This window comes from Streptomyces sp. NPDC004629, from assembly GCF_042873595.1.
GTDB lineage: Bacteria > Actinomycetota > Actinomycetes > Streptomycetales > Streptomycetaceae > Streptomyces.
Window position 1 is genome coordinate 14,215 of record NZ_JBIALO010000032.1, and the last position, 21,823, is coordinate 36,037.

The following is a 21,823-nucleotide window of genomic DNA, read 5'->3' on the forward strand; positions in this document are numbered from 1 at the left end:
ATCCGGCGAGGGTCGGGGAAGGGCAAGCCCTCTCCTGCGGAGTCGGGCCGCCATCGGCGTCAGGTGGCGATCCAGCCGCCGTCCACATGGACCACGTCGCCGCTGATGTAGGCCGCGCCCTCGCCTGCGAGGAAGAACACGGTCGCGGCGATCTCCTCCGGCAGGCCGGGCCGGCCGGCGGGGATCAGCAGGTTCATCAGGTCGGCGTTGACCCCGACGCCTCGGTTGGCGTCGACCAGGTCACCGAGGATCTCCTCGGACGTCGCCCGGATCCCGGTGCGGATGGCGCCGGGGGCGACGACATTGGCGGTGATGCCGTACTGCCCGAGGTCGTAGGCCAGACGGCGGGTAAGACCCTCGATGCCGGCCTTGGCGGCGCAGTAGGCGATGCCGTCCGGCATGGCGCGGCTCGCCGCGATCGAGCCGATGGTGATGATCCGGCCGCTGCGCTGAGTGATCATCTGCTCGGAGACTGCCTTGACGGCGTTGAAGCAGCCGGTCAGATTGATCCCGATGATCTTGTTCCAGAGTTCGGCGCCGGTCTCCTGGATGTCGGCGACCCCATCGAACACACCGGCGTTGCTGACCAGTACGTCCACCCGGCCGGTCCGCGCCACCACCCAGTCGACGAAGTCATGGAGAGCCGCGGCGTCCGTGACGTCCACCGGACGGCCCTGAACCAGTTCGGAGCCGAGCGACCGCACGGTTTGGTCCAGGCGCTCCTCGGACAGGTCAGCCAGGAAAACACGGTCACCGGCTTCCGCGAAAGTCGCCGCCACCGCCGCCCCGATCCCGCTTCCGGCACCGGTGACAACGACGCTCCTGGGTTCCGTCATATCCTCTTCCCGTTCTCGCGTTCTACGTCGGCTTTTCTCGGTCATGGCGCTGATATCACCCGACGCCTCACACATTAGGTCGGCGCTCCCCCGGCGCGTCACTGGTGGAGTTACCACATGTGGAACGACACGTTGGAACAGCACCGATTCATGGCCAGACACCCCGGTGGGTCCGACACGCTGCTGCCCTCGACGGCGCAGGGCAAGGAGATCACCGCGCGGACGGCAGTGCGCCCGGACAGCGGATCACCGGCGCGGTCGACATCCGCGCGGGCGGCGCCACGACCCAGTCGGTGCCCGCGGCGACCTACGGCGTCACCGGCAAGGTCACGGGTGGGCACACCGGTCATCACCGTCAAGCCGACGCCACCGCGCCCGATAAGGCCCCGTCCGCCCCGAGGTCGACATGCGGCTTACCGCAGCGGTCGCCGAGCGGAAGGGCCGACGGCCATCGCAACACATGAGGCGGGCCCCGCCACCGCGCGGCCCGCCTCATCGTGTTCCGCCGGGTCAGTACAGGGGCGAGGTCGCCCGCCCGCCGACGACGAAGTCGTCCTCGGTGGCGTCGATCAGACGACGCTCGCGTACGAAAGGCAGCGGCTGGGCGGGGTTCGGGGAGTCGATCTCCCGGGCGAGGCGGTGCCCGGAGAAGACGGCGTCCGCGATGAAGTTCGGCCGCACGCAGTCGCCGATCCGGTACACCGCTTCGATCCCGTTCTCGGCCAACTGCGCCGAGCGCCCCTTCAGCTCCCGGTACAGCCCGGACTGCGCCTCGCGCTGGCCGACCAGGATCACGCTGTCCACGGCCTGGTCGGATGTCTTTCCATGGCTGAGCACCTGCAAGCCGTTCGAGGTCGCTCCGGTCACCGTGCTGCCGGTCCGGATGTCCACGCCCAACGCCTCCAGGTCGAGCATCAGGCGCCGGTACTCCATCGTGAACTTGGTGTAGTGCCCCAGTGCTTCGGCGGGTGTCACCACGGTCACCGCATGGCCGTCCTTCGCAAGGTACTCCGCAAGGCCGGGGCCGACGAAGTAACCGTCGGTGTCGATGATGACAACCCGCTCCCCTACCGGCTTTCCCGCCTCCAGGACGTCCTCCGGCGTCAGCAGGCGCTCGCCAAGGGCGGAGAGGAAGTCCATCGGGCGACGGTCGTACGGGGACAGACCTGCACGGCTGTATCGGGAGCCGGTGGCCACGACCACCAATCCCGCGCCGTAGTCGAGCACTTCGTCGGCGTCGAGCCGGGTGTTGAAGATCGTCGTGACGTTGTTCAGCTTCGACAGCTGGAACTCGCGGTACTCGATGAGCCGCCGCCACTCTTCACGCCCCGGGATCTTGGTCACCCAGTTGAGGCATCCGCCGAGCTGCCCGGTGGCCTCGATGAGGTGGACATTGCGCATCCCTCGTTTCCCGAGGACCATCGCGCACTCCATGCCGGCCGGGCCCGCACCGACGACCAGCACGTCGTTGTCGTGGTTGCTCGCCTGTGTGAAGCGCTCGGGGTGCCAGCCGCGCCGGAACTCCTCGCCGATCGTGGCGTTCTGCGTGCATATCTGGTGCGCGTGGGCGACGTCCCTGGACACACAGAAGTTGCAGCCGATGCACTCGCGGATGTCCTCGATCCGCCCTGTGCGGATCTTCTCCGGCAAGAAGGGGTCCGAGATGCCCGCGCGTGCGGCGCCGATGAAGTCGCACTGTCCCGAGCGGATGACATCGACCATGGTGTCGGGGCTGTTGAACCGGCCGACGTTGACCACCGGTTTCTTGCTGTGTTTCTTCAGATGGGCGACGAACGGGGCCTCGTGGTTCTCCTTGGCCGTACGCGACGACTGGGCGTCAAGTCCCCAGTCGAAGCCTCCGATCACCAGGTCCCAGTAGTCGACGAGGTCGTCCATGTACGCGATGAACTTCGGGGCCTCGCCATGCGCCCGCATGCCGCGCTCACCGATTCCGAGCGGCTCGTCCAGTGTGTCCACCCCGAATCGGAGTCCGACCGCCGCCGAGTCCCCCAGGGCCGCCCGGGCCTTGGTGAGCGTCTCGCGCGCGAATCGGGCCCGGTTCTCGAAGCTGCCGCCGTATGCGTCGGTCCGCGTGTTGTAGTACGGGATGAGGAAGTGCGCCAGAATCGACGCCGCGTGCCCGCAGTGGAAGGTGATCAGGTCGAAACCCGCATCGCGGGCCCGCAGCGCGGCCTTGACATGCAGGTCCTGGATCTCCTCGATGTCCTCCAGCTCCAGTGCCGCGCAGGTCGCCGCGTAGCCGACCGGCAACCCGGACTCACCGGCGACCGGGATGACGCCTCGTGCGTTGAGGCCGCGCCCCTCCGTGGAGAATCCGATGGAGGAGTGGTACTCAAGTTCGATTCCGGCCAGACTGCCGTGCTCATGGATCCGGTCCACGACGTAACGCGAATTGCGTATGTCACCCTCGTCCCACAGGCGCGCGAGGGGCGCTGGCGATTTGTCCACCTCCGGTGCGATCGAGGTCGCCTCGGTGAAGACCACACCCCACCCGCCCTCAGCTTTCATCGCTCGGTAGCCGGCCATGTGGCTGGGCCGCTCGGTGCCGAAACCCGCGGCGTGGGGTGTCTGCCAGAAGCGGTTGCGAGCAGTCTTCGGTCCCAGCTGCACAGGCTCGAAAAGAATGTCGTACCTGCTCGACGATGCCATCCGGGTGGCCTCCCGTCTTTCCTTGTGTCCGCCCGATGATTAAGGGTGCCGTCACCGTAAGCGGCGCCGATTCGGGCTTCCACTGGAAATCTCATCAAGAACCCGCCCGACGTCGGTGAAGAACACAGGAGCGTGGTTTCTGCGGTCCGCACGGAAGTGATACGTGGCTTCATCGTTCACGGAGGCGGGTCTCCGCCGCGATCGGAAAGCCCGGGGATCTACAGGATCACTCCCGGTCGTGCAGCCGAGGCCGGTCCATGGCGAGATGCTCGCGCAGCGGGTCCGATTCGCCCACGATCATCTGGGCGAGGATCTCCCCGCAGACAGGACCGGTCGCCACCCCGTAGGAGTGGCCGGTGTTGACGTAGATGCCCTCGATACGGTCCACGATGGGCAGTTGGTCGCGGGTGTGACCGACCAGGCCCGCCCACAGACCGGTGACACCGAGTTCGCCCAGGCGTGCGCCTCGATCGAGGGTGGTGTCGATCATGGCCTGGGTCGCCGACATGCTGATGTGCGGATTGAGGGAACCGGGCCCGTCGAAGCTGTTGCCGATCAGCAGTGCGCCCTCGGTGTTCTGCGTGAGGGTGTCGTCGTAGCCGAAGCCGTCGTCCGCCCCCGTCGGCCGCGGAGGCGCGAACACCCGGGGGTCATAGGACGGCAGGTCGGTCAGCGCTCCGCAGGAGGCCACGCCCCGTGGACCGTGCAGCACGGCTCCCGGGGAGTACGCGATCGGCTGGGTGACCATCTGGCCCACCCGTGAGGTCACGATGGGGAGGTCGATGCCTTCCGATCGCAGATTCACCGACCAGGCACCGGTCGCCCACACCACTCCGCCGGCGTGGATGTCGCCACGGACCGTGCGGACACCGATGACGGTGTCACCTTGCCGCAGTGTTCCCAGAACCGCTGTGTTCTGAAAGACACGAACACCGCGACGCAGGCAGGCGGCACCGAGGCCGCGAGCGAATGCCTGGGTGTCGATCTGCGCGTCGTCGGGGCAGTAGACGGCGCCGATGGCGGACTCGGGCAGCACGTTGGAGTGTTTGAGTGCCTCGCGGGGCGTGACGAAGGAGACATCGAGACCGACCGCACGACGATCCTCCACATAGTCGTCCAGTACGGCCTTCTGGGCTTCGTTCTCGTAATAGAACAAGCCGCCGTTGCGGCGGAACTCGAAGGTCGGGCCGAGTTCCTCCTCGTAGGCGGCGTAGCGTTCGAGGCCGCGCCGGGCGAGCTCCAGCTCGCAGCCGCTACGGCGAAGCTGCAGCCAGAGGGCGCCGGGGTTGCGCCCAGAGGCGCCGAAGGCGAACATCCGCTGCTCCGCGATGACCACGTCGTAGCCGCGCCTGCTCAGCTCGAACGCGGCGCACAGACCGACGATCCCACCCCCGACCACTACGATGTCGGCCGTGTCGAGCGCCCGGAGCCCGTCCATGCTGCCTCCCTGTGTGCCCATGATCGAATCAGTCGCGCGAGGTCCCCGATCATCTCACCAGGGCGCGCCGCAGGCCGCCGGAGGCGGCGTCCCCTCCTTGCTGGTCCCCTCGCACCACCATAGGCAGACGCGACCAGAAGTCGTATTGGAATGCTCCCGATCACGAGGTGCCCACATTGATAACTATTACAAGCAGGACAAGACTGGATGCTGCCTAGGCTGGCCGGATCGCGAGGTGTGTAGACAGGCAGGTGAACAGATGCTCCCGGACTGTGTGGGGACCTTCACATGACAGACATGGCGACTGAGTGCACGCTCGGGGACCTCCTCAGGAGTGACCGGCTGGGCCTGACCCTGCTCGTCGGCACGCCGCACGCCGACTCGCGCGTGATCCGGGGTGCGCAACTCCTGCTGGGCAATGACCTGAGCAGCCACCAGGACGACATGGTGCTGGTGAGCGTGCACCGTCCGAAAGACGGCGCCTCGCTCCTCACCGGTCTCTCCGAGGTGCTCGATCTTCCCGGCTCGCGCATCATCGTCACTTGGCTGCCGCGGAACGGCACGTCGGAAGGGCTGGAGGCGGCCGCGGGTCAGCACATCCTGCTGGGACTGCCCGCCGACGGCGATCCGGCGGAGCTGATCTGCGAGATCGCCAGGGCGACCGCTCTCGTCGAGAAGACTCTCACCGGACGGCTCACGTCCCTGCAGCGCTCGCTGACCCAAGCACTGGCCGAACCGGTTCCCCTCAAGGCCCTCACCTCTCGTGTGGCCAAGATGTGCAACGCGGTGGTCACCGTCATCGGTGCCGCCGGCACAGCCGAGTACCCCACCGGTCCCCTTCCCCTGTCCCTGTTGATTCCCGAGATCAGCCGCACCCAGAGTGACTCCCAGACCTTCGCGATCGGCGGCTGGTACGGGATCGCCGTAAGAGTCGCCACCAGCGCGTCCACGGGAGAGAAGGACGGCTGGCTGCTCGCCACCAGCCGGCGGGCGTCCTTTCCCGACCGCTACTCAGAGGCGGCCGTGTACATCGCGGCCTCGCTCGCGGAGACGAGCTTTCACATCGACATCGCCGCTCAGCAGCAGGAGAAGGCCGTACGCAGCGCCGTCCTGGAGGAGGCGTTGGCGATGCGCCTGGAGCGCCAGAACACCGAACTGGCCGGCCGTATGGCCTCCCTGGGGATCTCCTTCGAGCAGGAGACCCGCATGATCTTCGCGGAACTCCAGCACGCCCGCTCCCCCGCCCGGGAGATGTCGGCACTTGAGAACCTGTACTTCCATCTGCAGCGTCATCTGAACAGCGACGGCATTCCGCACCTGCTCGTGCTCCGGGAGAACGCCGTCGTGGGGCTTCTGCAGGCCTCGGCCTCCACCGTCAGGCGCACATTCGTCAAAGTGGGCCAGCCGTCCGAGGACTTTCTGCTCGGCATCGGCCGCAACGCGGTCGACGTCGGTCATGTGGTCGACTCCTACCACGACGCCCAGCTCGCCGTGCGATTCCTGCGCCGCGAGGACACCACCCGGCGAAGCATGTCGAACGAGGAGTTCGACTTCGCGACCCGTCTCTTCTCCGATGTGGGTCTCGACAAGATGGGCGAGTGGGCGAACGAACTGCTGCGGCCGCTGGAGGACAAGCAGACCATGCTGCTCACGCTCTCCACCTACTTCGAGCACCGGCAGAACATCATGGAGGCGGCCGATGCGCTGTCGGTCCACCACAACTCGCTCCGATACCGCCTGTCGAAAATAGAGTCGACCCTGGACCTCAGCTTGCGGGACCCGGCCGCGGTGTCCTCGCTCTTCCTGGCCCTGACCGCGTTGTCCATGGTGGAAGCGCAGTCCCGCGCCCAGCGCGGCATCACTCCGGGTGCGAGGACCGGTCAGACGGCGATGGCGCGGGGAGCGGAGGCCGAGGGGGCCGTCTTCGACGAGGCCGGGCGGGGTCTTGCCGAGCGTTTCGGTGCGGCCGTGGGTCCGGAACGCTGACCGCCGACCGCCGCTCCGCCCCTGCCGGCTTCGCTCCCGAAGGCTTGGGAGCGAAGCCTGCTTGTTTCTGATCTTCCGATCCGTCTCTGCTCTGGAAATCTCCCGCATACGAAGCGGCTCTTTCGGAACGAGACCAATGGTGCCACCCGACATCGGAGGCGAGACTGGGATCTGTTACCGCTCAGGACGGGCAATAAACTGGAAAGTTGAGGCATATGTCCCTGTTGGAAACAGAAGTCGCCGCGCCCGGTCTGCACTTCGACGATTTCTCGGTGGGCCAGAGCTGGGTCACTCCCGCTCGCACCATCACCGAGGCTGACGTCGTCGCGTTTGCGGGAATATCCGGCGACTTCAACCCGCTGCACACCGATGAGGAATTCGCGAAGAACACACAATTCGGCGGCCGAATCTTTCACGGACCGGGCGTCTTCGCCGTGGCCACCGGGCTTGAGTCCCGACTGGGCATCAAGGACGGCACAGCCATCGCCTTCCTCGGCATGAACTGGACCCTCAAGGCAGCTGTACGGATCGGCGACACGATCAAGGTTCACCAGCAGGTCGCCGAAATCCGACCCTCCTCCTCCAAGCCGGACCGGGGAATCGTCACCTTCGACGTCCAGGTGACCAACCAGAACGACGAGGTCTGCCAAGAAGGCCAGTGGATCGTCATGTTCAGGAGGAAGCAGTGACGAACGCCGGCCCCGACGGCATCTGCGTCGGTGCCGACTCGCGGGCAGTGCCCTCGGCATTCGTCCATACGCATCGCGTGCGGTACCACGAGGCGGACGCGCAGTCGTTTCTCTTCAACAGCCGCTATCTGGAGATCGCCGACGTGGCGATGACGGAGTACTTCCGTCATCTGGGCTGGCCCTACGACAAGCTCAACGCATCGGGTGTCGATCCGTCCGTGGTCAGCGCCCAACTGCTCTTCAAGGCTCCTGCGTTCTTCGATGATGTCCTACAGGTCCAGGTGGCGTGCGTGCGGATCGGACGCACCAGCTTCGAGCTTGAGCTGAGCGTGATGCGCGACGCCGCGGAACTGGCGAGGATCAACATCGTCTATGTGAACGTCGACGCCGATACGGCAGCCGCCCGCCCGCTGCCTCCGGCCGTCGCCGCAGCCCTGACATCGGTCTGAAGCGACGCGCGACGGGGTGCGAGCTATCAAGTCGCGCCCCTGCGGAAATGCGGCTCAAATTCCTTGGACGTCTCACAGCGAGCTGCCACGCGAACCAGAATCCGACCAATGGATCGGCCGTCGGCATATCACTAGCGTCGCCTTCATCATCCACATGACGGCCAACTCCTCAAGGAAGTTGCAACGCGATGAGCACTATCAGTCCGGGTCGGCCCTTTCTGGAGGCCGAGGATATCAAAGTCGTCTTCGCGGGCAAGCCCGCGGTCAATGGCATCACCATGCAGGTTGATTCCGGAGAAGTAGTTGCCATCGTGGGTCCGAGTGGGTCGGGAAAGAGCACGTTTCTGCGGTGCATCAATCATCTTCAAGCGCCGACCTCGGGTGCCATTCGCGTGGACGGGGTCTCGGTGGTCGATCGCCCCGGCCGACACCCGAGAGCCCGTGAGCTGGCCGCGCTCCGCCGAAAGGTGGGCATGGTCTTCCAGTCGTTCAACCTCTTCCCTCACTTGACCGCGTTGGAGAACATCACGCTCGCCCAGGTCCACGCCCTGGGGCGCGGCAAGGAGGAGTCGCGGGAGTGTGCACTCGCGCTGCTCGATCGCGTCGGGCTCCGCAACCGCGCGGACCACCGGCCCACGCAGTGCTCGGGCGGACAGCAGCAGCGCATCGCCATCGCGAGGGCCCTGGCCCTGGAGCCAAAGGTCATGTTGTTCGACGAGCCGACGTCGGCCCTCGACCCTGAGTTGGGCGCCGATGTCCTGGGGGTCATGCGGGACATGGCCGCCACCGGCATGACCATGATCGTGGTGACGCACGAAATGCAGTTCGCAGAGGACGTGGCCGACCGGGTCGTCTTCATCAGTGACGGTCTCATTGTCGAGGAGGGTGAACCGTCGAAGGTGCTGCGGTCGCCGCAGCATGAGCGGACGCAGCGTTTCCTCAAAGCCGTTCTGGACCGCTGATGAACATCACACAGCACTTCCCGATGCTGGTCGACGGGATTCAGTACACGCTCCAGATCACGTTCGCGGCATTCCTCATCGGACTTCTGTTGGCCATCCCGATCAGCGCCCTGCGGCGCTCGCGTCTTCTGCCGCTGCGCGCCCTGGGCGTCGGCTACGTCGAACTGCTCCGGGCGATTCCCCCTCTTCCCTGGTTGTTCCTCGTCTTCTTCGGCCTGCCCGAGTTCGGCATCACCATGGATCCGGTCGAGGCGGGCATCGTCGTATTCGGTCTTATCTCGGCCGCGTACCTGTCGGAGATCTACCAGTCCGGGTTCCGTGCCGTCCCCACCGGGCAGACGGAGGCAGGTGAGGCGCTCGGGCTCAGCAGAACCGTCATCTACCTGCGTGTACTGATCCCGCAGGCGGTCAGGACCATGATCCCGCTGGCGATCGCCTACCTCATCGGTCTCCTCAAGGACAGTGCTGTCGCGTCGGTGATCGGGGTCCAGGACATCTCCGCGCTCGCAGTGGTGGAGAACCAGCGCACGGGCCAGGGCCTCGAGGTATTCATCAGCGCCGCCGTCCTCTATCTCGCGCTCAGCGTCCCGGTGGCCGTCGCAGGACGGTGGCTGTCGCACCGTCTGGAGCCCGTGAAGGCGAGGGCCTGACAATGAACACCCTGTCGGAATGGTGGAACACCCTCCCGAGCCTGTTGCCGGGACTCAAGGTCAGCTTCGAACTGCTCTTGGCGACCATCCTGATCGGCACGCCACTCGCCATTGCCCTGGCCCTCGCCCGACGCAGCCGACGTGCAGCCGTGCGATGGCTCGGCATCGTCCTCATGGAGATCGGCCGGGGGATTCCCTCCCTCGTGCTCGTGTACCTCGTGTACTTCGGTCTGCCCGATGCCGGAATCCGTCTGGAGGCCATCTCCGCGGCTTCGATCGCCCTCGGGCTGAACTTCGCCTCCTACACATCCGAGGCGTTCCGTTCCGGCCTCGACGCGGTTCCCGTCGGCCAGTCGGAAGCGGCACAGGCTCTGGGCCTGAGCAAACGTGTGGAAATGCAGCGGGTCATCCTGCCGCAGGCCATGCGGATCGTCACGCCCCCACTGATCAGCTGGGTCATCGTCTACTTCCAGACGACCTCCGTGGCCTTCGCGATCTCCGCCCCCGAACTGATGAGCACCGCGCACTCCATCGCCTCCGCGAACTTCAAGTACATGAGCACCTTCGTCCTGACAGGGCTCATCTACGCGTTCTTCTCCATCCCCGGTTCTCGACTGGTAGCGGCACTGGAGAAGAAACATCACTCACCTCCGAAGACGACGTCCCTCCTCGTGTCGGCCATACGTCGGCGCAGACCCGAAAAGGTGGAGAATTCATGAGAACCGCTCGTCCCCTCTTCATGGCCACAGCCGCTGTCTCGGTTCTGGGCCTGCTCACCGGCTGTAGTGGTGGCTCGTCGTCCTCGACCGCCAACAGCGTCAGCAAAGACTGCAAGCCCAAGTTCACCTTCCCGACCATCAGCAAGGGCACTCTCACCATCGCCGCGCCGGAAGCCCCGCCGTACTTCAGCAACGCGGGTGGCAAGCAGTCGGGCATTGATCTGGAGACCCTCAATCAGTTCGCGAAAGACGCCTGCCTCAAAGCGTCCTGGAATGTGATTCCGGCCGCCGGCGACATCGAGGCCGTCCGAACCAAGCGGGTCGACATCACGGCCGGCGGGTGGTACGCCACACCCGATCGCGGCAAGGTCGTAAACCAGTCCGATCCGGTATACGTCGAACTGCCGACCATCCTCTCGAAGAGCGCGACATCAGACGCGAACGCGCTCAAGGGCAAGACCGTCGGCACGGTCACCGGTTACGCCTGGGTGCCCGATCTCAAGAAGCTGTACGGCGACAAGCTGAAGGAGTACCAGAGCACCGACGCGGCGCTCTCGGACCTCGCCACGGGCCGGACCGCCGCCGCCGTGCTGGGCGGTATCGACGCGCCCTACCTCGTATCGCAGAGCGCGCGCTTCAAGGACATCGTCGCCAAGACGATGCGCCCGACCGCGGCCGTCGCCGTCTCCGAGAAGCCGTCCCTGCCCAATTACCCGCACACCAAGGGCAACGACAAGCTGACCGCCGCCCTCAACAAGGAGCTGGCCGAGCTTCGTTCCTCCGGCCGGATCGCGGAGATCCTCAAGAAGTACAACATCGACCCGAAGCTGGCCGACGTAGAGAAGTACCGGTGATGCAGGCGAAGACATCGGCGACGCTGTCTCGACAAACCGGCGCGGAGAAACATGAAAGGCCGGCCACCATCGACGGTGACCACGAGCTGACCTATGGTGAGCCGATCGGCCTGATGAACCACAGGGCCGCCGCGCCGGCTGTCGTGGCCGACGATCCCGACTCGTTCGGCGGCGCAGCGGTCGCCGCCCACTGCTCGGGCCGGCCGGCCTCCTGCACGGTGCCGGGCGCCTGCGTCCTCGTGCCCGAACCGCCCCAGAACACCACCGCGGACAAGGTGGGCTGCCGCCAGGTCGCGTCCGCTCTGCAGGAAGCAGGAGTCGCCTCGTCATGAGCACCTTGAAGATCGCCACCACCCAGTTCGAGCTGCGGGCCGAGCGGTCGTCGGACCATTTTCTCGCGCACGTCGAGGGACTCGTGGCGAAGGCCGCCGAGCAGGGCGCCGAACTCATCCTGTTCCCGGAACTCGCCAGCACCGGTCTGCTCGGTGCCATCACCGACCACACCGTCACGACGAAGACGATCCAATCGGACTACTGGAACGTCCTGCCCACCTTCACCGACGACATCGTCGCCGGTCTGCGGCGCATAGCGGCCGAGCACGACATCATCGTCGTCGGCGGCAGCCACAACCGCGTCGCCGAGGACAAGTCCCTGCGCAATACCGCCTACGTCGTGCACCCCGACGGTCGGATCGAGTCCCAGGACAAGCTCCATCTCACCCCCCAGGAACGCGATCTCGGCGCGCGGGGCGGCGACGACCTCCTCATCACCGAGATCGGCCCGTTCACCGTCGGCCTGCTGATCTGTGCCGACATCCAGTACCCCGAGCTGTCGCGCCACCTGATGCGCAAGGGCGTGGACCTCATCCTGTGTCCGTCCCTCACCTGGAACCGGCGCGGAGTCCACCGCGTGCGCACCGGCTGCCAGGCCCGCGCCATCGAGAACCAGCTCTACGTCGTCCATTCCCCCCTCATCGGCCACAGCGGCCTTCCCGAGGACGCCCCCATGTACGCCGTCGGCAAGGCTCTGGTAACCGGTCCGGTCGACAAGACCGTCGGTAAGAACGACGGGATCATGGGCATCACGCAGACCACCGAGGAAGACGTACTGGTGGTGGACCTGGATCACGATCTCCTTCTCGCCTCGCGCGAGAAGCCGGAGGCCCCCGGCCTGAAGCTGCACCGACCCGACCTGTACGCGAAGCTCCTGTCGTCGACCGATTGACGCGCCCGCTCCCCTTTGTCCGCCCGCCTCGACCCACCTGGATGTCACCATGCGTATCTGCTTTCTGAACCCGTTCGGCACCCCTGCTTACGACCAGTTGATCTATGACGTGCTCACACCCTCGCTCCAGAGCGGCACCGAGGTCGAGGTCCGCCACCTCGACATCGTCCCCGAGAACATGGACTACTTCGCGGCCAAGCACCTGGTCGAGGTCGGCATCATGAAAGCCGCCGTCCAGGCCGAGAAGGACGGCTTCGACGCGTTCGTCATCGGTTGCTGTTACGACCCGGGCCTGACGCAGTGCCGCGAGCTGGTCAACATTCCCGTAGTGGGACCGCTTGAGGCATCGATCATGAACACCCGCCCGTTCGGCCACCGCTACGCCGTCGTGACCGACCATCACAAGGCGGCCACCGAGATCGCGGACCGCGTCCGGATCTACGGGCAGGAGCAGAACTGCAAGGCCGTCTCGCACGTTGGCTGGTTCATCTACGACATGATCAAAGACCCGGCCGTGGTGGCCAAGGACGCCTACGACACCAGCCTGCGCATCATGAAGGAGACCGGCGCCGAGACGGTGGTCATCGCCTGCACCATCGTCTCCGCCTGCTACGAGATCACCGCGGCGAAGGACGAGAGCCTGCGCGGCATCTCCGTCATCGACCCGAACATCATCGCTGTCAAGCAGGCCGAGATGCTGGCAAGCCTCAACGCCGTCGGCCAGTACCGTATCGCCCGCACCGGCTACTACCAGCAACTGGCGACCCACAGCCCGGAGCAGGCGGAAGAGCTGTACGCTCTTTTGACCGAGAAGTGAGGGGCCGCGGCCAGATGGGTGCTTCGTACGTCGTCGATGTCATCGCGGGTGACGGCATCGGCAAGGAGGTCGCACCGGCGGCCATGCGGTGCATCGACACCGTGGCCCGCGACGAGGGTTTCACGATTCGCTGGCGTGAGCGCGACTGGAGTTCCGAGCGCTACCTCGCGGACGGGCGGATGATGCCCGAGGACGGTCTGGAGCAGCTCGCGGACGGCGACGCCATCTTCCTGGGCGCCGTCGGTACGCCCGAGGTACCCGACCATGTCACGTTGTGGGGTCTGCTGATCCCGATCCGGAGGGCGTTCCTGCAGTACATCAACCTGCGTCCGGTGCGGCTGCTGCCCGGCATCGTGTCACCACTGCGCGATGCGCAGTCCCTGGACGTCGTCCTCGTACGCGAGAACGTGGAAGGCGAGTACTCGGAGATCGGTGGCCGGGCCTACCGGGGACTGCCACAGGAAATGGCCACCCAGCAGGCGCTGTTCACCCGCGCAGGTGTGGAACGCACTGCCCGGTACGCGGCCGAACTGGCGCAGACGCGGTCCGGGTCGCTCGTGTCCGCCACCAAATCCAACGGGATCATCCACTCGATGCCGTTCTGGGACGAAGTCGTCTCCGAGACCGTCGCCCGGTACCCGGGGCTCCGGCTGGAGTCGGTCCTGATCGACGCCCTGGCGGCACGCGCCGTTCTCAAGCCTGGAACGCTCGACGTGGTCGTCGCTTCGAACCTGTTCGGTGACATTCTCTCCGACCTGGTGGCCGCCCTCGCCGGCTCCATCGGTGTGGCCCCGAGTGCCAACCTCAACCCGAGCAGAGAACACCCCTCGATGTTCGAGCCCGTCCACGGCTCCGCCCCGGACATCGCGGGCAGGGGCATCGCCAACCCCGTGGGCCAGATGTGGGCCGGCGCGATGATGCTCGACCACCTGGGAGAGGCCAAGGCCGGCCGGCGCCTCACGGCCGCGTTCGAATCGGCCCTGGCCGATGGCGTCCGGACCCGGGACCTGGGGGGAACGGCGACGACCGCAGACTTCACCGACGCTGTGCTGGATCGGTTGCGCCGCGCCTGATCCCCGAACTGCATGCCCGAAACAAGGGTTGGGCATGAGGACGTCGGTGGCCGTCGGCGCTTCGATCACCTCAGGCCACCGGTGTCTTGACGGAGTCGAGGAGTAGTTGGGCAACGTCCACGACCTGGATGGATTCCTTGGCCTTGCCTTCGTTCTTCTTGCCGTTGACGGAGTCGGTGAGCATGACGAGGCAGAAGGGGCAGGCGGTGGAGACGATGTCCGGGTTCAGGGAGAGGGCTTCGTCGACGCGTTCGTCGTTGATGCGCTTGCCGATCCGTTCCTCCATCCACATGCGGGCGCCGCCGGCGCCGCAGCAGAAGCCGCGTTCCTTGTGGCGGTGCATCTCCTCGTTGCGCAGGCCCGGGACCTTGCCGATGATCTCGCGCGGGGGCGTGTAGATCTTGTTGTGGCGGCCGAGGTAGCAGGGGTCGTGGTAGGTGATGAGGCCCTCGACGGGGGTGACGGGGATCAGTCTGCCCTCGTCCACCAGGTGCTGGAGGAGCTGGGTGTGGTGGATGACCTCGTAGTCGCCGCCGAGTTGCGGGTATTCGTTGGCGAGGGTGTTGAGGCAGTGCGGGCAGGTGGCGACGATCTTCTTCGCGGCGCGGGGTTTCCTCGACTGGCAGGTGGTGTTGCCGTCGTCGTCGAGTTCCTCGCCGAACGCGGTGTTCAGGGCCATGACGTTGTCGGTGCCCAGTTCCTGGAAGAGGGGTTCGTTGCCGAGGCGGCGGGCGGAGTCACCGGTGCATTTCTCGTCGCCGCCCATGATGGCGAAGGTGACGCCGGCGATGTGCAGGAGTTCCGCGAAGGCCTTGGTGGTCTTCTTGGCGCGGTCCTCCAGGGCGCCGGCGCAGCCGACCCAGTACAGGTACTCGACATCGGTGAGGTCGTCGATGTCCTGGCCGACGACGGGGACCTCGAAGTCGACCTCCTTGGTCCAGGCCAGGCGCTGCTTCTTGGCCAGGCCCCAGGGGTTGCCCTTCTTCTCCAGGTTCTTGAGCATCGTGCCCGCCTCGGAGGGGAACGCGGACTCGATCATCACCTGGTAGCGGCGCATGTCGACGATGTGGTCGATGTGTTCGATGTCGACCGGGCACTGCTCGACGCAGGCGCCGCAGGTGGTGCAGGACCACAGGACGTCCGGGTCGATGACGCCGTTGGCCTCGGCGGTGCCGATCAGCGGGCGTTCGGCCTCCGCGAGGGCCGTGGCGGGGACGTCCTTGAGCTGCTCGGCGGAGGCCTTCTCCTCGCCCTCCGTGGTCTTGCCGCCGCCGGCCAGCAGGTAGGGGGCCTTGGCGTGGGCGTGGTCCCGCAGGGACATGATCAGCAGTTTCGGGGAGAGCGGCTTGCCGGTGTTCCAGGCCGGGCACTGCGACTGGCAGCGGCCGCACTCGGTGCAGGTGGAGAAGTCCAGCAGGCCCTTCCAGGAGAACTGCTCGATCTGGGAGACGCCGAAGACGTCGTCGTCGCCGGGGTCGGTGAAGTCGATCGGCCTGCCGCCGGAGGTCATCGGCAACAGCGCGCCGAGTGAGGTCTCGCCGGTGGCGTTGCGCTTGAACCAGATGTTCGGGAAGGCGAGGAAGCGGTGCCAGGCGATCCCCATGTCGGTCTTCAGGGCGACCGTGATCATCCAGATGAAGGAGGTAGCGATCTTCAGGCCGGCGAAGAGGTAGGTGAGGTTCTGCAGCGTGGAGACGTCCCGGCCGCTCAGCCAGGAGACGAGGGGGTAGGAGACGAAGAAGGACGCCTCGTAGCCGTCCACGTGGTGCTGGGCGCCCTCCAGGGCGTGCAGCATGACGATGCAGACGCCGACGATCAGGATGACGGCCTCGACGAAGTAGGCCTGGCCGAAGCTGGAGCCCGCGAAGCGGGACTTGCGGCCCGGCCGGCGCGGGTGGCTCAGCTGACGCACGGCGATCAGCACCCCGATGCCCAGGACCGTCATCGTGCCGATGAACTCCACGAACACGTTGTACGGGGCCCAGTCACCGATGACCGGCAGGAGCCAGTCCGCCCGGAACAGCTGCCCGACCGCATTGACGATCGTCAGCAGCAGGGTGAAGAAACCCACCGCCACGAACCAGTGCGCCACCCCGACCACACCCCACCGGTTCATCCGGGTATGACCGAGGAACTCCCTGACCACCGTGACGGTGCGCTGCACCGGATCACCGGTCCGGGACCCCGCCGGCACCGGCTGACCAAGACGCATGAAGGCATACAGCTGAAGGAGGGCGCGGCCGAACAGAGCCACACCGACCACGATCAGGACCAGCGACACGATGATCGCGGCAAATTGCATGGCCTTGCTCTCAATTCTGTGTCATACACTGCGCGGCAGGTTCTCCGGCGCCGGGAAATCGTCGAGGTACCAGGAGACAGGTATCTCCAGGGTCCGGCTCCAAGGGCCGAACCCCTTGCCGTTCTTCCGATTGAGACGGGTCAACACACGCGCGTGGTAGGGCGCGAAGTCCCGGCGCATGAGGGAGGAATTCCGGTCAAAGCCGAAATCCTCCGGCTAGGATTCGGGAGTCCAGCCTGCTTCCTTCCAGTCAGCCTTGAAGTCCTTGCCCGCCTCGACGTCGTAGGCAACGGATTCGCCGGGGATGATCCGGAGTGGCTTTCCGTGGGCCAGCTCTTCGGAGATATGGGCCACCACACCGGGCAGTGTCGAGATCACGGCGAGACCTGTGCTCTCTTCCGGGGTGAAGCCCAGTGCAACGAGTACGGCGGCCATGGCGCCCACGTCATTGATGGGGATGTCCGCCTTGCCGGGCCGGGTCGTGAATGCCCGGTGAATCGCCTCGTACAGCTGCGCCGGCCCGTTCCACAGGCCCTCCCTGACCGCCGTTTCCCGTAGGATCGCGGCCCGCGGGTCGACCTTCTTGAAGACCGGGTGGCCCAGGCCGGGAATGCGCTCCTTACGGGCTGCCATGGATTCGACCAAGTTCGCCGCGAAGGTCTCCAGTGCCTCACCCGACTCCAGGAAGTCGGCGTGCGCTGCGACAATGAACCGCGCGGTGTCCTCCGTCGCCAAGGTGTACTTGCCGACGGCCATCGTCGCGGCGGCGAGACCGGCCACCATGCTGGGATTGGCGGACACGACATACCGGGCCGCAGCGGTCCCGGGCTTCTCCAGTGCGTAGTCGAGGACGGCGGTGAGCACGGCGTCCAGCACGCGACTCTCGCGAGGACTGGGCAGGCGCCCCCTGATCAGCAGGAAAGAGGCCGACGTGAAGGACACGCCTCCTATCAGGTCTTCGAGGTCGTATCCACGAATGAAGACCTTCTCCGGGTCGACCCGGCTGATGCTGGACCGCCAGTAGGGTTCGTTTTCATGCGGATGCTGCGCTGTCATTCGTACTCCACCGGGCTCTTCGGAATCCATCTGGTCTGCGGATTTCACAGTAGCCAAAGGGACGTCCGCACCCCATTGGTGTCTTTCCAAAGAGCACAGCCGACGTTCAGTTTTCCCCTGAACCACGGGCCCTGGTTTCACAAGGGAACAGGAGAACTCCTCGACGCGACACAGCAGCACGGACCGTCGCCGCCGGACGTGCCCGATCGAGGTCAGGCAGGGCATTGGTCTGTCTACGACGCACCACCGCATACTTCGTGGAGCTACTGATCGCCAAGGACTGCAGCAATCGAAACGATGGGCTGAGTTTCCATCAAAGATGATACCCGTCGAGCCGGCACTGCCCCGATTCCCGCCCTTGATCGACATCATGGAGGAGATTTACTGTGACCACTGAGCATGTTTGGGCTCCGAACTATCCGGACGCCCGTGTTGTCGTCGCCGGCGGTTCTTCGGGCATCGGGTACTCCTCGGCGTCGCGCTTCATCGGCGCCGGCGTGCGACGAGTGGCGTTGCTGTCATTTGATCCGGCGCGTGGCGCAGCGGCGCGGTCGGCGTTGCTCGCGCAGCACGGCAAGGAGGCCGAGATCGTTCATGTGTCCTTCGACGCGACGGATCCGGCGTCGGTTCAGTCAGCGATTGACCGGGCGCACGCCGCACTGGGACGTATCGATGTCCTGGTGAACTCGATCTCAGCTCCGGCCTTTCGACCGGAGTTGCTTCACCACACTCCCCTGGCCGACATTCCGAATATTCTGGCAGCGCAAGCGATACCTCCCATGCTGTTGACGCGTGCGGTATTGCCTTTCATGAGCGAGCAGGGCGGGGGCAGCATCGTCAATGTCGCATCCGATGCCGCCAAGATCGCCACTCCGGGCGAAACAGTGCTCGGCGCAGCCATGGCGGCCATCGTGATGTTCACTCGGGCTGCCGCCTTGGAGGTCAAGCGCAACGGAATCCGTGTCAACGCCCTGACCCCGTCGCTGATCTCGGGAACACCCACGACGGAACGCGCATTGGCCGAAGGCTTCAGCAAGAAGCTCTTCGAGCGCGCCGCGGCACAGGCACATCTCGGCTTGCCGTCCGCTGACGATCAGGCCGAAATGATCGTATTTCTTGGCGGTCCGGCGGCCGCCCGCCTGACCGGACAGGCCATCAGCGTCAACGGGGGAATCTCCGCGGCGTGAGGTGCTTCCCGGTGCCCGCTGGGCGAAGCTGTGTCACTGGAGCGGCGTCGTGGCCTGCTGGGGCGGGCCCTAGCGGTCGTAGATCTGATCGCCCATCCACTTCGGTGGGCGTTTCTCGAAGAACGCACTGATGCCTTCGCGCTCGTCAGGACCTTGCCGAACCACGGCGAAGGCGTCGGCCGTCGCCTGCCATGCCTGCTCGTCCTCGCGTTCTACGACATCGGCGACGGCACGCATCGTCGCCTCGACGGACACCGGGGAAGCGGCGGCCACGTCGTCAGCGATCAACAGTGCCTGCGCAAGTGCTTGTCCGGGCTCACTGAGAAGGTTGACCAGTCCGAGCGTCTGAGCGCGCTCGGCGGTCAAGGGCCGGCCGGTGAGCAGCATTTCCTTCGCGATATGCAGTGGGAGGGCTCGCGGTGCGCGAAAGAGCCCGCCCGAGGCTGCCAGCACCCCTCGAAGCACCTCGGGGAAGGCGAAAGTCGCGGTTGCCGAGGCGACGATCATGTCGCAGGCAAGGGCGATCTCAAAACCTCCGCCGTAGGCAAGCCCTTCCACTGCTGCGATGAGCGGCTTGGCCCGCCGACGGCGAATGAGGCCGTACTCCCCGCCTCGGTCGGTCCAGGTGTCCCCGGGGGCATTGCGTAGATCGCTGCCGGCGGAGAAGACCGAGTCGTGGCCCGTGATCACTGCGGCGCGCAGGCTGGGGTCGTCTTCGAGGGTGTTCAGCGCGGCGTCAAGGGCCAACGACATGTCCCGGTCGACGGCATTGCGTTTCGCCGGGCGATCAAGCCTGATGACGAGGGTTTTTCGCACACGTTCGGTTGCGATCGACATTGGTCCGATCCATTTCGGCAGTGGGCGAGCCGGGCAGACCCGCAAAGAGGTCAGCCGGCGGCAATCGAGCCGTGCCGTAGCAGGTCGCCGACTCGACGGCGGTCGACTTTTCCGGTGGTGGCGCTCAGCGGTAGCTCATCGAGGATCATCGCTCGGCTCGGCACCTTATAGGCGGGCAGGTTGTTCCGGCAGAACTGAAGAGCGTCCGCGACATCGAGCGGGGCGTCGCCTGAGATGACGATGGCTGCGACGACGTCTTGTCCGTAGATGTCGTCAGGCAGGGCGACCACACAGGCGTCAGTGATGTCGGGGTGTGAGCGCAGGGTCCGTTCGACTTCGGCCGGCGAAACGTTGCTGCCTCCCCGGATGATCATGTCGGACAGTCGGCCGACCACGTGGACATAGCCGGCCTCGTCGACGCGGACCAGGTCGCTGGTCCGGTACCAGTTGTCATCGGTGAGCACCGCACGGGTCTGTTCTTCGTTGCGCCAATAGCCGAGCATGACCCCAGGGCCGCGTCCCCATGCCTCGCCGATCTCGCCGGCTGCCACCTCGCGTCCGTTGCTGTCGACCACCTTGAGCTCGGAATGCGGAGCGACAACCCCGGCTGCTCCGGGTATCGGCTCCGGGCTCTGGGCCGGGTCGTACGTCACCAATGGAAAACATTCGGAGGCGGAATAGTTGTCGAAGATCGGCACTCCGGTGTGTGTCACCCATCGTAGGAAGGCACGTTCGTTACGCGGCTCACCGGCGGACAGGCACAGCCGAAGCGATGTGAGGTCGGGTGTGTCTGCGGTCTCGTCCAGGTAGTTGACCAACTTCACAAACATCGTGGTGACCCCGGGCAGGAAGGTCGCACCGTGCGTCGATATCGCCTCGACCAGCACGTCCGGCCGCGCTCGGCGTAGCGCGATCACCGACCCTCCGCGCACCAGCGTCGCCATGGCTGTCGTATCCAGACCGTAGAGCCAGGCCATCGGCAGGGCCACCACGGTGCGGTCGGACGAGCCGAGATGCCACATCGCTGAATAGGTCATGGCTCCGTTATGGAGTGCTTCATGGGAGATCATGACGGCCTTGGGCCGACTCGTGGTGCCAGAGGTGAAGCAGATCAGGCCGAGCCGTCCACGGTCTGTGTCCGGGTTCGGCAACGTGCCCTGCCGAGTCGGAGGAATGTCCGGCTCGTCGTCCGAGACAGAGGCGAGCGGCAGCGCAGGGGCGGCCTCCTCGACTTTCTGTCGAGTGTGCGCGTCCGTAAGGACCAGTACGGGATCACTGTTGGTCAGGCAGTATGCGAGGTCGGGCACGGCGGTCGACGGGTAGATGGTGACAAGCACGCCTCCGGCACGCCAGATCGCCATGGCGAAGACGAGGAAGTCAGCGGAGTTCTCCGCGACCAGGGCGATCCGGTCTCCCGCGGCGACACCTGCCCGCCGGAGGCTGCGCGCGCGTGCCTCGACCTCGGCCCACATCTGCTGATAGGTCAGCGTGGAGAGACCATCGATGATCGCGATGGCGTCAGGCCGTCGCCGAGCCTGCTGTTCGATCTCCTCGACCAGTTCCCCGGGCGAGTCATCGGCTGAGGCGACTCGGGCCGTAGTCGTCACCGTGGTTTCCCTTCGTAAGTCACGAATTATGCGTGAAGTCGTTGTGCACGGACTGCCCATCGACGGTTCTATGAATTCCGCGCCTGCGCCACGGCGCGGGTCTGTGCCACACCTCCTCTGGGGGAGTCGGCCGTCGGATTGCTGCTCGGGACGGTAGTCAGTGGCCAAGAGGCCAACAACTGGCCGGTTTCCTGTAATCGTCACCATGGGTTGTGACTTTTCCAGGGCCCTGCGCCCAGCAGATGAAGTAGGCGGCCTCGCACACGAGTTGACCGTCCTTCTTGCCTTTTCGTCGAAGGGGGAGAGCGACACGTGCGCCACCGGCGCCTGCTTCAGCATGTGCCGGGCCCGGGGCAGCGCGCCTCGTGCCCTGGCCCGGTGCCGGCCCGCTCCCGCCCGCGGTACCGGTTGTGCTGCCGCTGGACGCCGGCACTCTTGCGGACCGGTCAGCCCGGGAGCAGGACAG

The 21,823-nt window shown here is 65.9% G+C and carries 19 protein-coding genes; 12 read left to right on the forward strand and 7 right to left on the reverse strand.

Features of this window, described 5'->3' with window-relative positions:
* Positions 1 to 59: 59 nt before the first annotated feature.
* The 3 genes from ACFYTE_RS34580 to ACFYTE_RS34590 form a co-directional block, all read right to left on the reverse strand.
* Positions 60 to 836 carry an SDR family NAD(P)-dependent oxidoreductase gene (locus ACFYTE_RS34580; RefSeq protein WP_388719173.1) on the reverse strand — a complete coding sequence of 259 codons (777 nt, stop codon included), beginning with the start codon at positions 834 to 836 and terminating at the stop codon, positions 60 to 62.
* A 510-nt stretch (positions 837 to 1,346) separates the two neighbouring features.
* Positions 1,347 to 3,467, reverse strand: coding sequence for an FAD-dependent oxidoreductase (locus ACFYTE_RS34585; RefSeq protein ID WP_388719175.1), 2,121 nt, complete (start codon positions 3,465 to 3,467; stop codon positions 1,347 to 1,349).
* 265 nt (positions 3,468 to 3,732) lie between these two features.
* Positions 3,733 to 4,944 carry an NAD(P)/FAD-dependent oxidoreductase gene (locus tag ACFYTE_RS34590; protein WP_388719177.1) on the reverse strand — a complete coding sequence of 404 codons (1,212 nt, stop codon included), beginning with the start codon at positions 4,942 to 4,944 and terminating at the stop codon, positions 3,733 to 3,735.
* A gap of 297 nt (positions 4,945 to 5,241) precedes the next feature.
* On the opposite strand from ACFYTE_RS34590, the gene ACFYTE_RS34595 reads away from it, so the two are divergent.
* The 11 genes from ACFYTE_RS34595 (at position 5,242) to ACFYTE_RS34645 (ending at position 14,368) form a co-directional block, all read left to right on the forward strand.
* Positions 5,242 to 6,930, forward strand: coding sequence for a PucR family transcriptional regulator (locus ACFYTE_RS34595; protein WP_388719179.1), 1,689 nt, complete (start codon positions 5,242 to 5,244; stop codon positions 6,928 to 6,930).
* A 215-nt stretch (positions 6,931 to 7,145) separates the two neighbouring features.
* Positions 7,146 to 7,619 carry a MaoC/PaaZ C-terminal domain-containing protein gene (locus tag ACFYTE_RS34600; RefSeq protein WP_351744160.1) on the forward strand — a complete coding sequence of 158 codons (474 nt, stop codon included), beginning with the start codon at positions 7,146 to 7,148 and terminating at the stop codon, positions 7,617 to 7,619.
* Positions 7,616 to 8,068 carry a thioesterase family protein gene (locus ACFYTE_RS34605; protein WP_351744157.1) on the forward strand — a complete coding sequence of 151 codons (453 nt, stop codon included), beginning with the start codon at positions 7,616 to 7,618 and terminating at the stop codon, positions 8,066 to 8,068. The genes ACFYTE_RS34600 and ACFYTE_RS34605 overlap by 4 nt, the downstream gene beginning before the upstream one ends.
* 188 nt (positions 8,069 to 8,256) lie before the next feature.
* On the forward strand, positions 8,257 to 9,030 hold the full coding sequence (locus ACFYTE_RS34610; RefSeq protein WP_388719182.1) for an amino acid ABC transporter ATP-binding protein: 774 nt from the start codon (positions 8,257 to 8,259) through the stop codon (positions 9,028 to 9,030).
* Positions 9,030 to 9,680, forward strand: coding sequence for an amino acid ABC transporter permease (locus ACFYTE_RS34615; RefSeq protein WP_388719184.1), 651 nt, complete (start codon positions 9,030 to 9,032; stop codon positions 9,678 to 9,680). The genes ACFYTE_RS34610 and ACFYTE_RS34615 overlap by 1 nt, the downstream gene beginning before the upstream one ends.
* Before the next feature lie 2 nt (positions 9,681 to 9,682).
* Positions 9,683 to 10,399 carry an amino acid ABC transporter permease gene (locus ACFYTE_RS34620; RefSeq protein WP_388719186.1) on the forward strand — a complete coding sequence of 239 codons (717 nt, stop codon included), beginning with the start codon at positions 9,683 to 9,685 and terminating at the stop codon, positions 10,397 to 10,399.
* Positions 10,396 to 11,253, forward strand: a complete 858-nt coding sequence (locus ACFYTE_RS34625) for a substrate-binding periplasmic protein (protein ID WP_388719188.1) — start codon at positions 10,396 to 10,398, stop codon at positions 11,251 to 11,253. The genes ACFYTE_RS34620 and ACFYTE_RS34625 overlap by 4 nt, the downstream gene beginning before the upstream one ends.
* On the forward strand, positions 11,253 to 11,585 hold the full coding sequence (locus ACFYTE_RS34630) for a hypothetical protein (protein WP_388719190.1): 333 nt from the start codon (positions 11,253 to 11,255) through the stop codon (positions 11,583 to 11,585). The genes ACFYTE_RS34625 and ACFYTE_RS34630 overlap by 1 nt, the downstream gene beginning before the upstream one ends.
* Complete coding sequence (locus ACFYTE_RS34635) at positions 11,582 to 12,478, forward strand: nitrilase-related carbon-nitrogen hydrolase (protein WP_388719192.1); 897 nt, start codon at positions 11,582 to 11,584, stop codon at positions 12,476 to 12,478. The genes ACFYTE_RS34630 and ACFYTE_RS34635 overlap by 4 nt, the downstream gene beginning before the upstream one ends.
* 49 nt (positions 12,479 to 12,527) lie before the next feature.
* Positions 12,528 to 13,295, forward strand: coding sequence for an aspartate/glutamate racemase family protein (locus tag ACFYTE_RS34640; RefSeq protein ID WP_388719194.1), 768 nt, complete (start codon positions 12,528 to 12,530; stop codon positions 13,293 to 13,295).
* Positions 13,296 to 13,309: 14 nt separating this feature from the next.
* Positions 13,310 to 14,368 carry a tartrate dehydrogenase gene (locus ACFYTE_RS34645; RefSeq protein ID WP_388719196.1) on the forward strand — a complete coding sequence of 353 codons (1,059 nt, stop codon included), beginning with the start codon at positions 13,310 to 13,312 and terminating at the stop codon, positions 14,366 to 14,368.
* Positions 14,369 to 14,438: 70 nt separating this feature from the next.
* Here ACFYTE_RS34645 and ACFYTE_RS34650 read toward each other — a convergent pair whose 3' ends face one another.
* Together ACFYTE_RS34650 and ACFYTE_RS34655 are read right to left on the reverse strand one after the other, a co-directional pair.
* Positions 14,439 to 16,670, reverse strand: a complete 2,232-nt coding sequence (locus tag ACFYTE_RS34650) for a (Fe-S)-binding protein (RefSeq protein WP_388719198.1) — start codon at positions 16,668 to 16,670, stop codon at positions 14,439 to 14,441.
* Positions 16,671 to 16,886: 216 nt separating this feature from the next.
* On the reverse strand, positions 16,887 to 17,726 hold the full coding sequence (locus ACFYTE_RS34655) for a citryl-CoA lyase (RefSeq protein ID WP_388719200.1): 840 nt from the start codon (positions 17,724 to 17,726) through the stop codon (positions 16,887 to 16,889).
* Positions 17,727 to 18,112: 386 nt separating this feature from the next.
* On the opposite strand from ACFYTE_RS34655, the gene ACFYTE_RS34660 reads away from it, so the two are divergent.
* The gene (locus ACFYTE_RS34660; RefSeq protein ID WP_388719202.1) at positions 18,113 to 18,913 is read left to right on the forward strand and encodes an SDR family NAD(P)-dependent oxidoreductase; all 801 of its coding nucleotides are present in this window, start codon (positions 18,113 to 18,115) and stop codon (positions 18,911 to 18,913) included.
* 69 nt (positions 18,914 to 18,982) lie between these two features.
* Here the strand turns inward: ACFYTE_RS34660 and ACFYTE_RS34665 are convergent, their stop codons facing one another.
* Both ACFYTE_RS34665 and ACFYTE_RS34670 read right to left on the reverse strand, forming a co-directional pair.
* Positions 18,983 to 19,750 carry an enoyl-CoA hydratase-related protein gene (locus ACFYTE_RS34665; protein ID WP_388719204.1) on the reverse strand — a complete coding sequence of 256 codons (768 nt, stop codon included), beginning with the start codon at positions 19,748 to 19,750 and terminating at the stop codon, positions 18,983 to 18,985.
* Between the two features lie 50 nt (positions 19,751 to 19,800).
* On the reverse strand, positions 19,801 to 21,357 hold the full coding sequence (locus ACFYTE_RS34670) for a class I adenylate-forming enzyme family protein (protein WP_388719206.1): 1,557 nt from the start codon (positions 21,355 to 21,357) through the stop codon (positions 19,801 to 19,803).
* Positions 21,358 to 21,823: the final 466 nt, after the last annotated feature.

Excerpts from the sequence above, each read along its gene's own strand:
- ACFYTE_RS34580 (WP_388719173.1), bottom strand. The coding sequence starts at position 836 with ATGACGGAACCCAGGAGCGTCGTTGTCACCGGTGCCGGAAGCGGGATC.
- ACFYTE_RS34600 (WP_351744160.1), top strand. The coding sequence starts at position 7,146 with ATGTCCCTGTTGGAAACAGAAGTCGCCGCGCCCGGTCTGCACTTCGAC.
- ACFYTE_RS34645 (WP_388719196.1), top strand. The coding sequence starts at position 13,310 with ATGGGTGCTTCGTACGTCGTCGATGTCATCGCGGGTGACGGCATCGGC.
- ACFYTE_RS34630 (WP_388719190.1), top strand. The coding sequence starts at position 11,253 with ATGCAGGCGAAGACATCGGCGACGCTGTCTCGACAAACCGGCGCGGAG.
- ACFYTE_RS34625 (WP_388719188.1), top strand. The coding sequence starts at position 10,396 with ATGAGAACCGCTCGTCCCCTCTTCATGGCCACAGCCGCTGTCTCGGTT.
- ACFYTE_RS34640 (WP_388719194.1), top strand. The coding sequence starts at position 12,528 with ATGCGTATCTGCTTTCTGAACCCGTTCGGCACCCCTGCTTACGACCAG.
- ACFYTE_RS34655 (WP_388719200.1), bottom strand. The coding sequence starts at position 17,726 with ATGACAGCGCAGCATCCGCATGAAAACGAACCCTACTGGCGGTCCAGC.
- ACFYTE_RS34590 (WP_388719177.1), bottom strand. The coding sequence starts at position 4,944 with ATGGACGGGCTCCGGGCGCTCGACACGGCCGACATCGTAGTGGTCGGG.
- ACFYTE_RS34650 (WP_388719198.1), bottom strand. The coding sequence starts at position 16,670 with ATGCAATTTGCCGCGATCATCGTGTCGCTGGTCCTGATCGTGGTCGGT.
- ACFYTE_RS34595 (WP_388719179.1), top strand. The coding sequence starts at position 5,242 with ATGGCGACTGAGTGCACGCTCGGGGACCTCCTCAGGAGTGACCGGCTG.
- ACFYTE_RS34665 (WP_388719204.1), bottom strand. The coding sequence starts at position 19,750 with ATGTCGATCGCAACCGAACGTGTGCGAAAAACCCTCGTCATCAGGCTT.
- ACFYTE_RS34620 (WP_388719186.1), top strand. The coding sequence starts at position 9,683 with ATGAACACCCTGTCGGAATGGTGGAACACCCTCCCGAGCCTGTTGCCG.
- ACFYTE_RS34615 (WP_388719184.1), top strand. The coding sequence starts at position 9,030 with ATGAACATCACACAGCACTTCCCGATGCTGGTCGACGGGATTCAGTAC.
- ACFYTE_RS34610 (WP_388719182.1), top strand. The coding sequence starts at position 8,257 with ATGAGCACTATCAGTCCGGGTCGGCCCTTTCTGGAGGCCGAGGATATC.
- ACFYTE_RS34635 (WP_388719192.1), top strand. The coding sequence starts at position 11,582 with ATGAGCACCTTGAAGATCGCCACCACCCAGTTCGAGCTGCGGGCCGAG.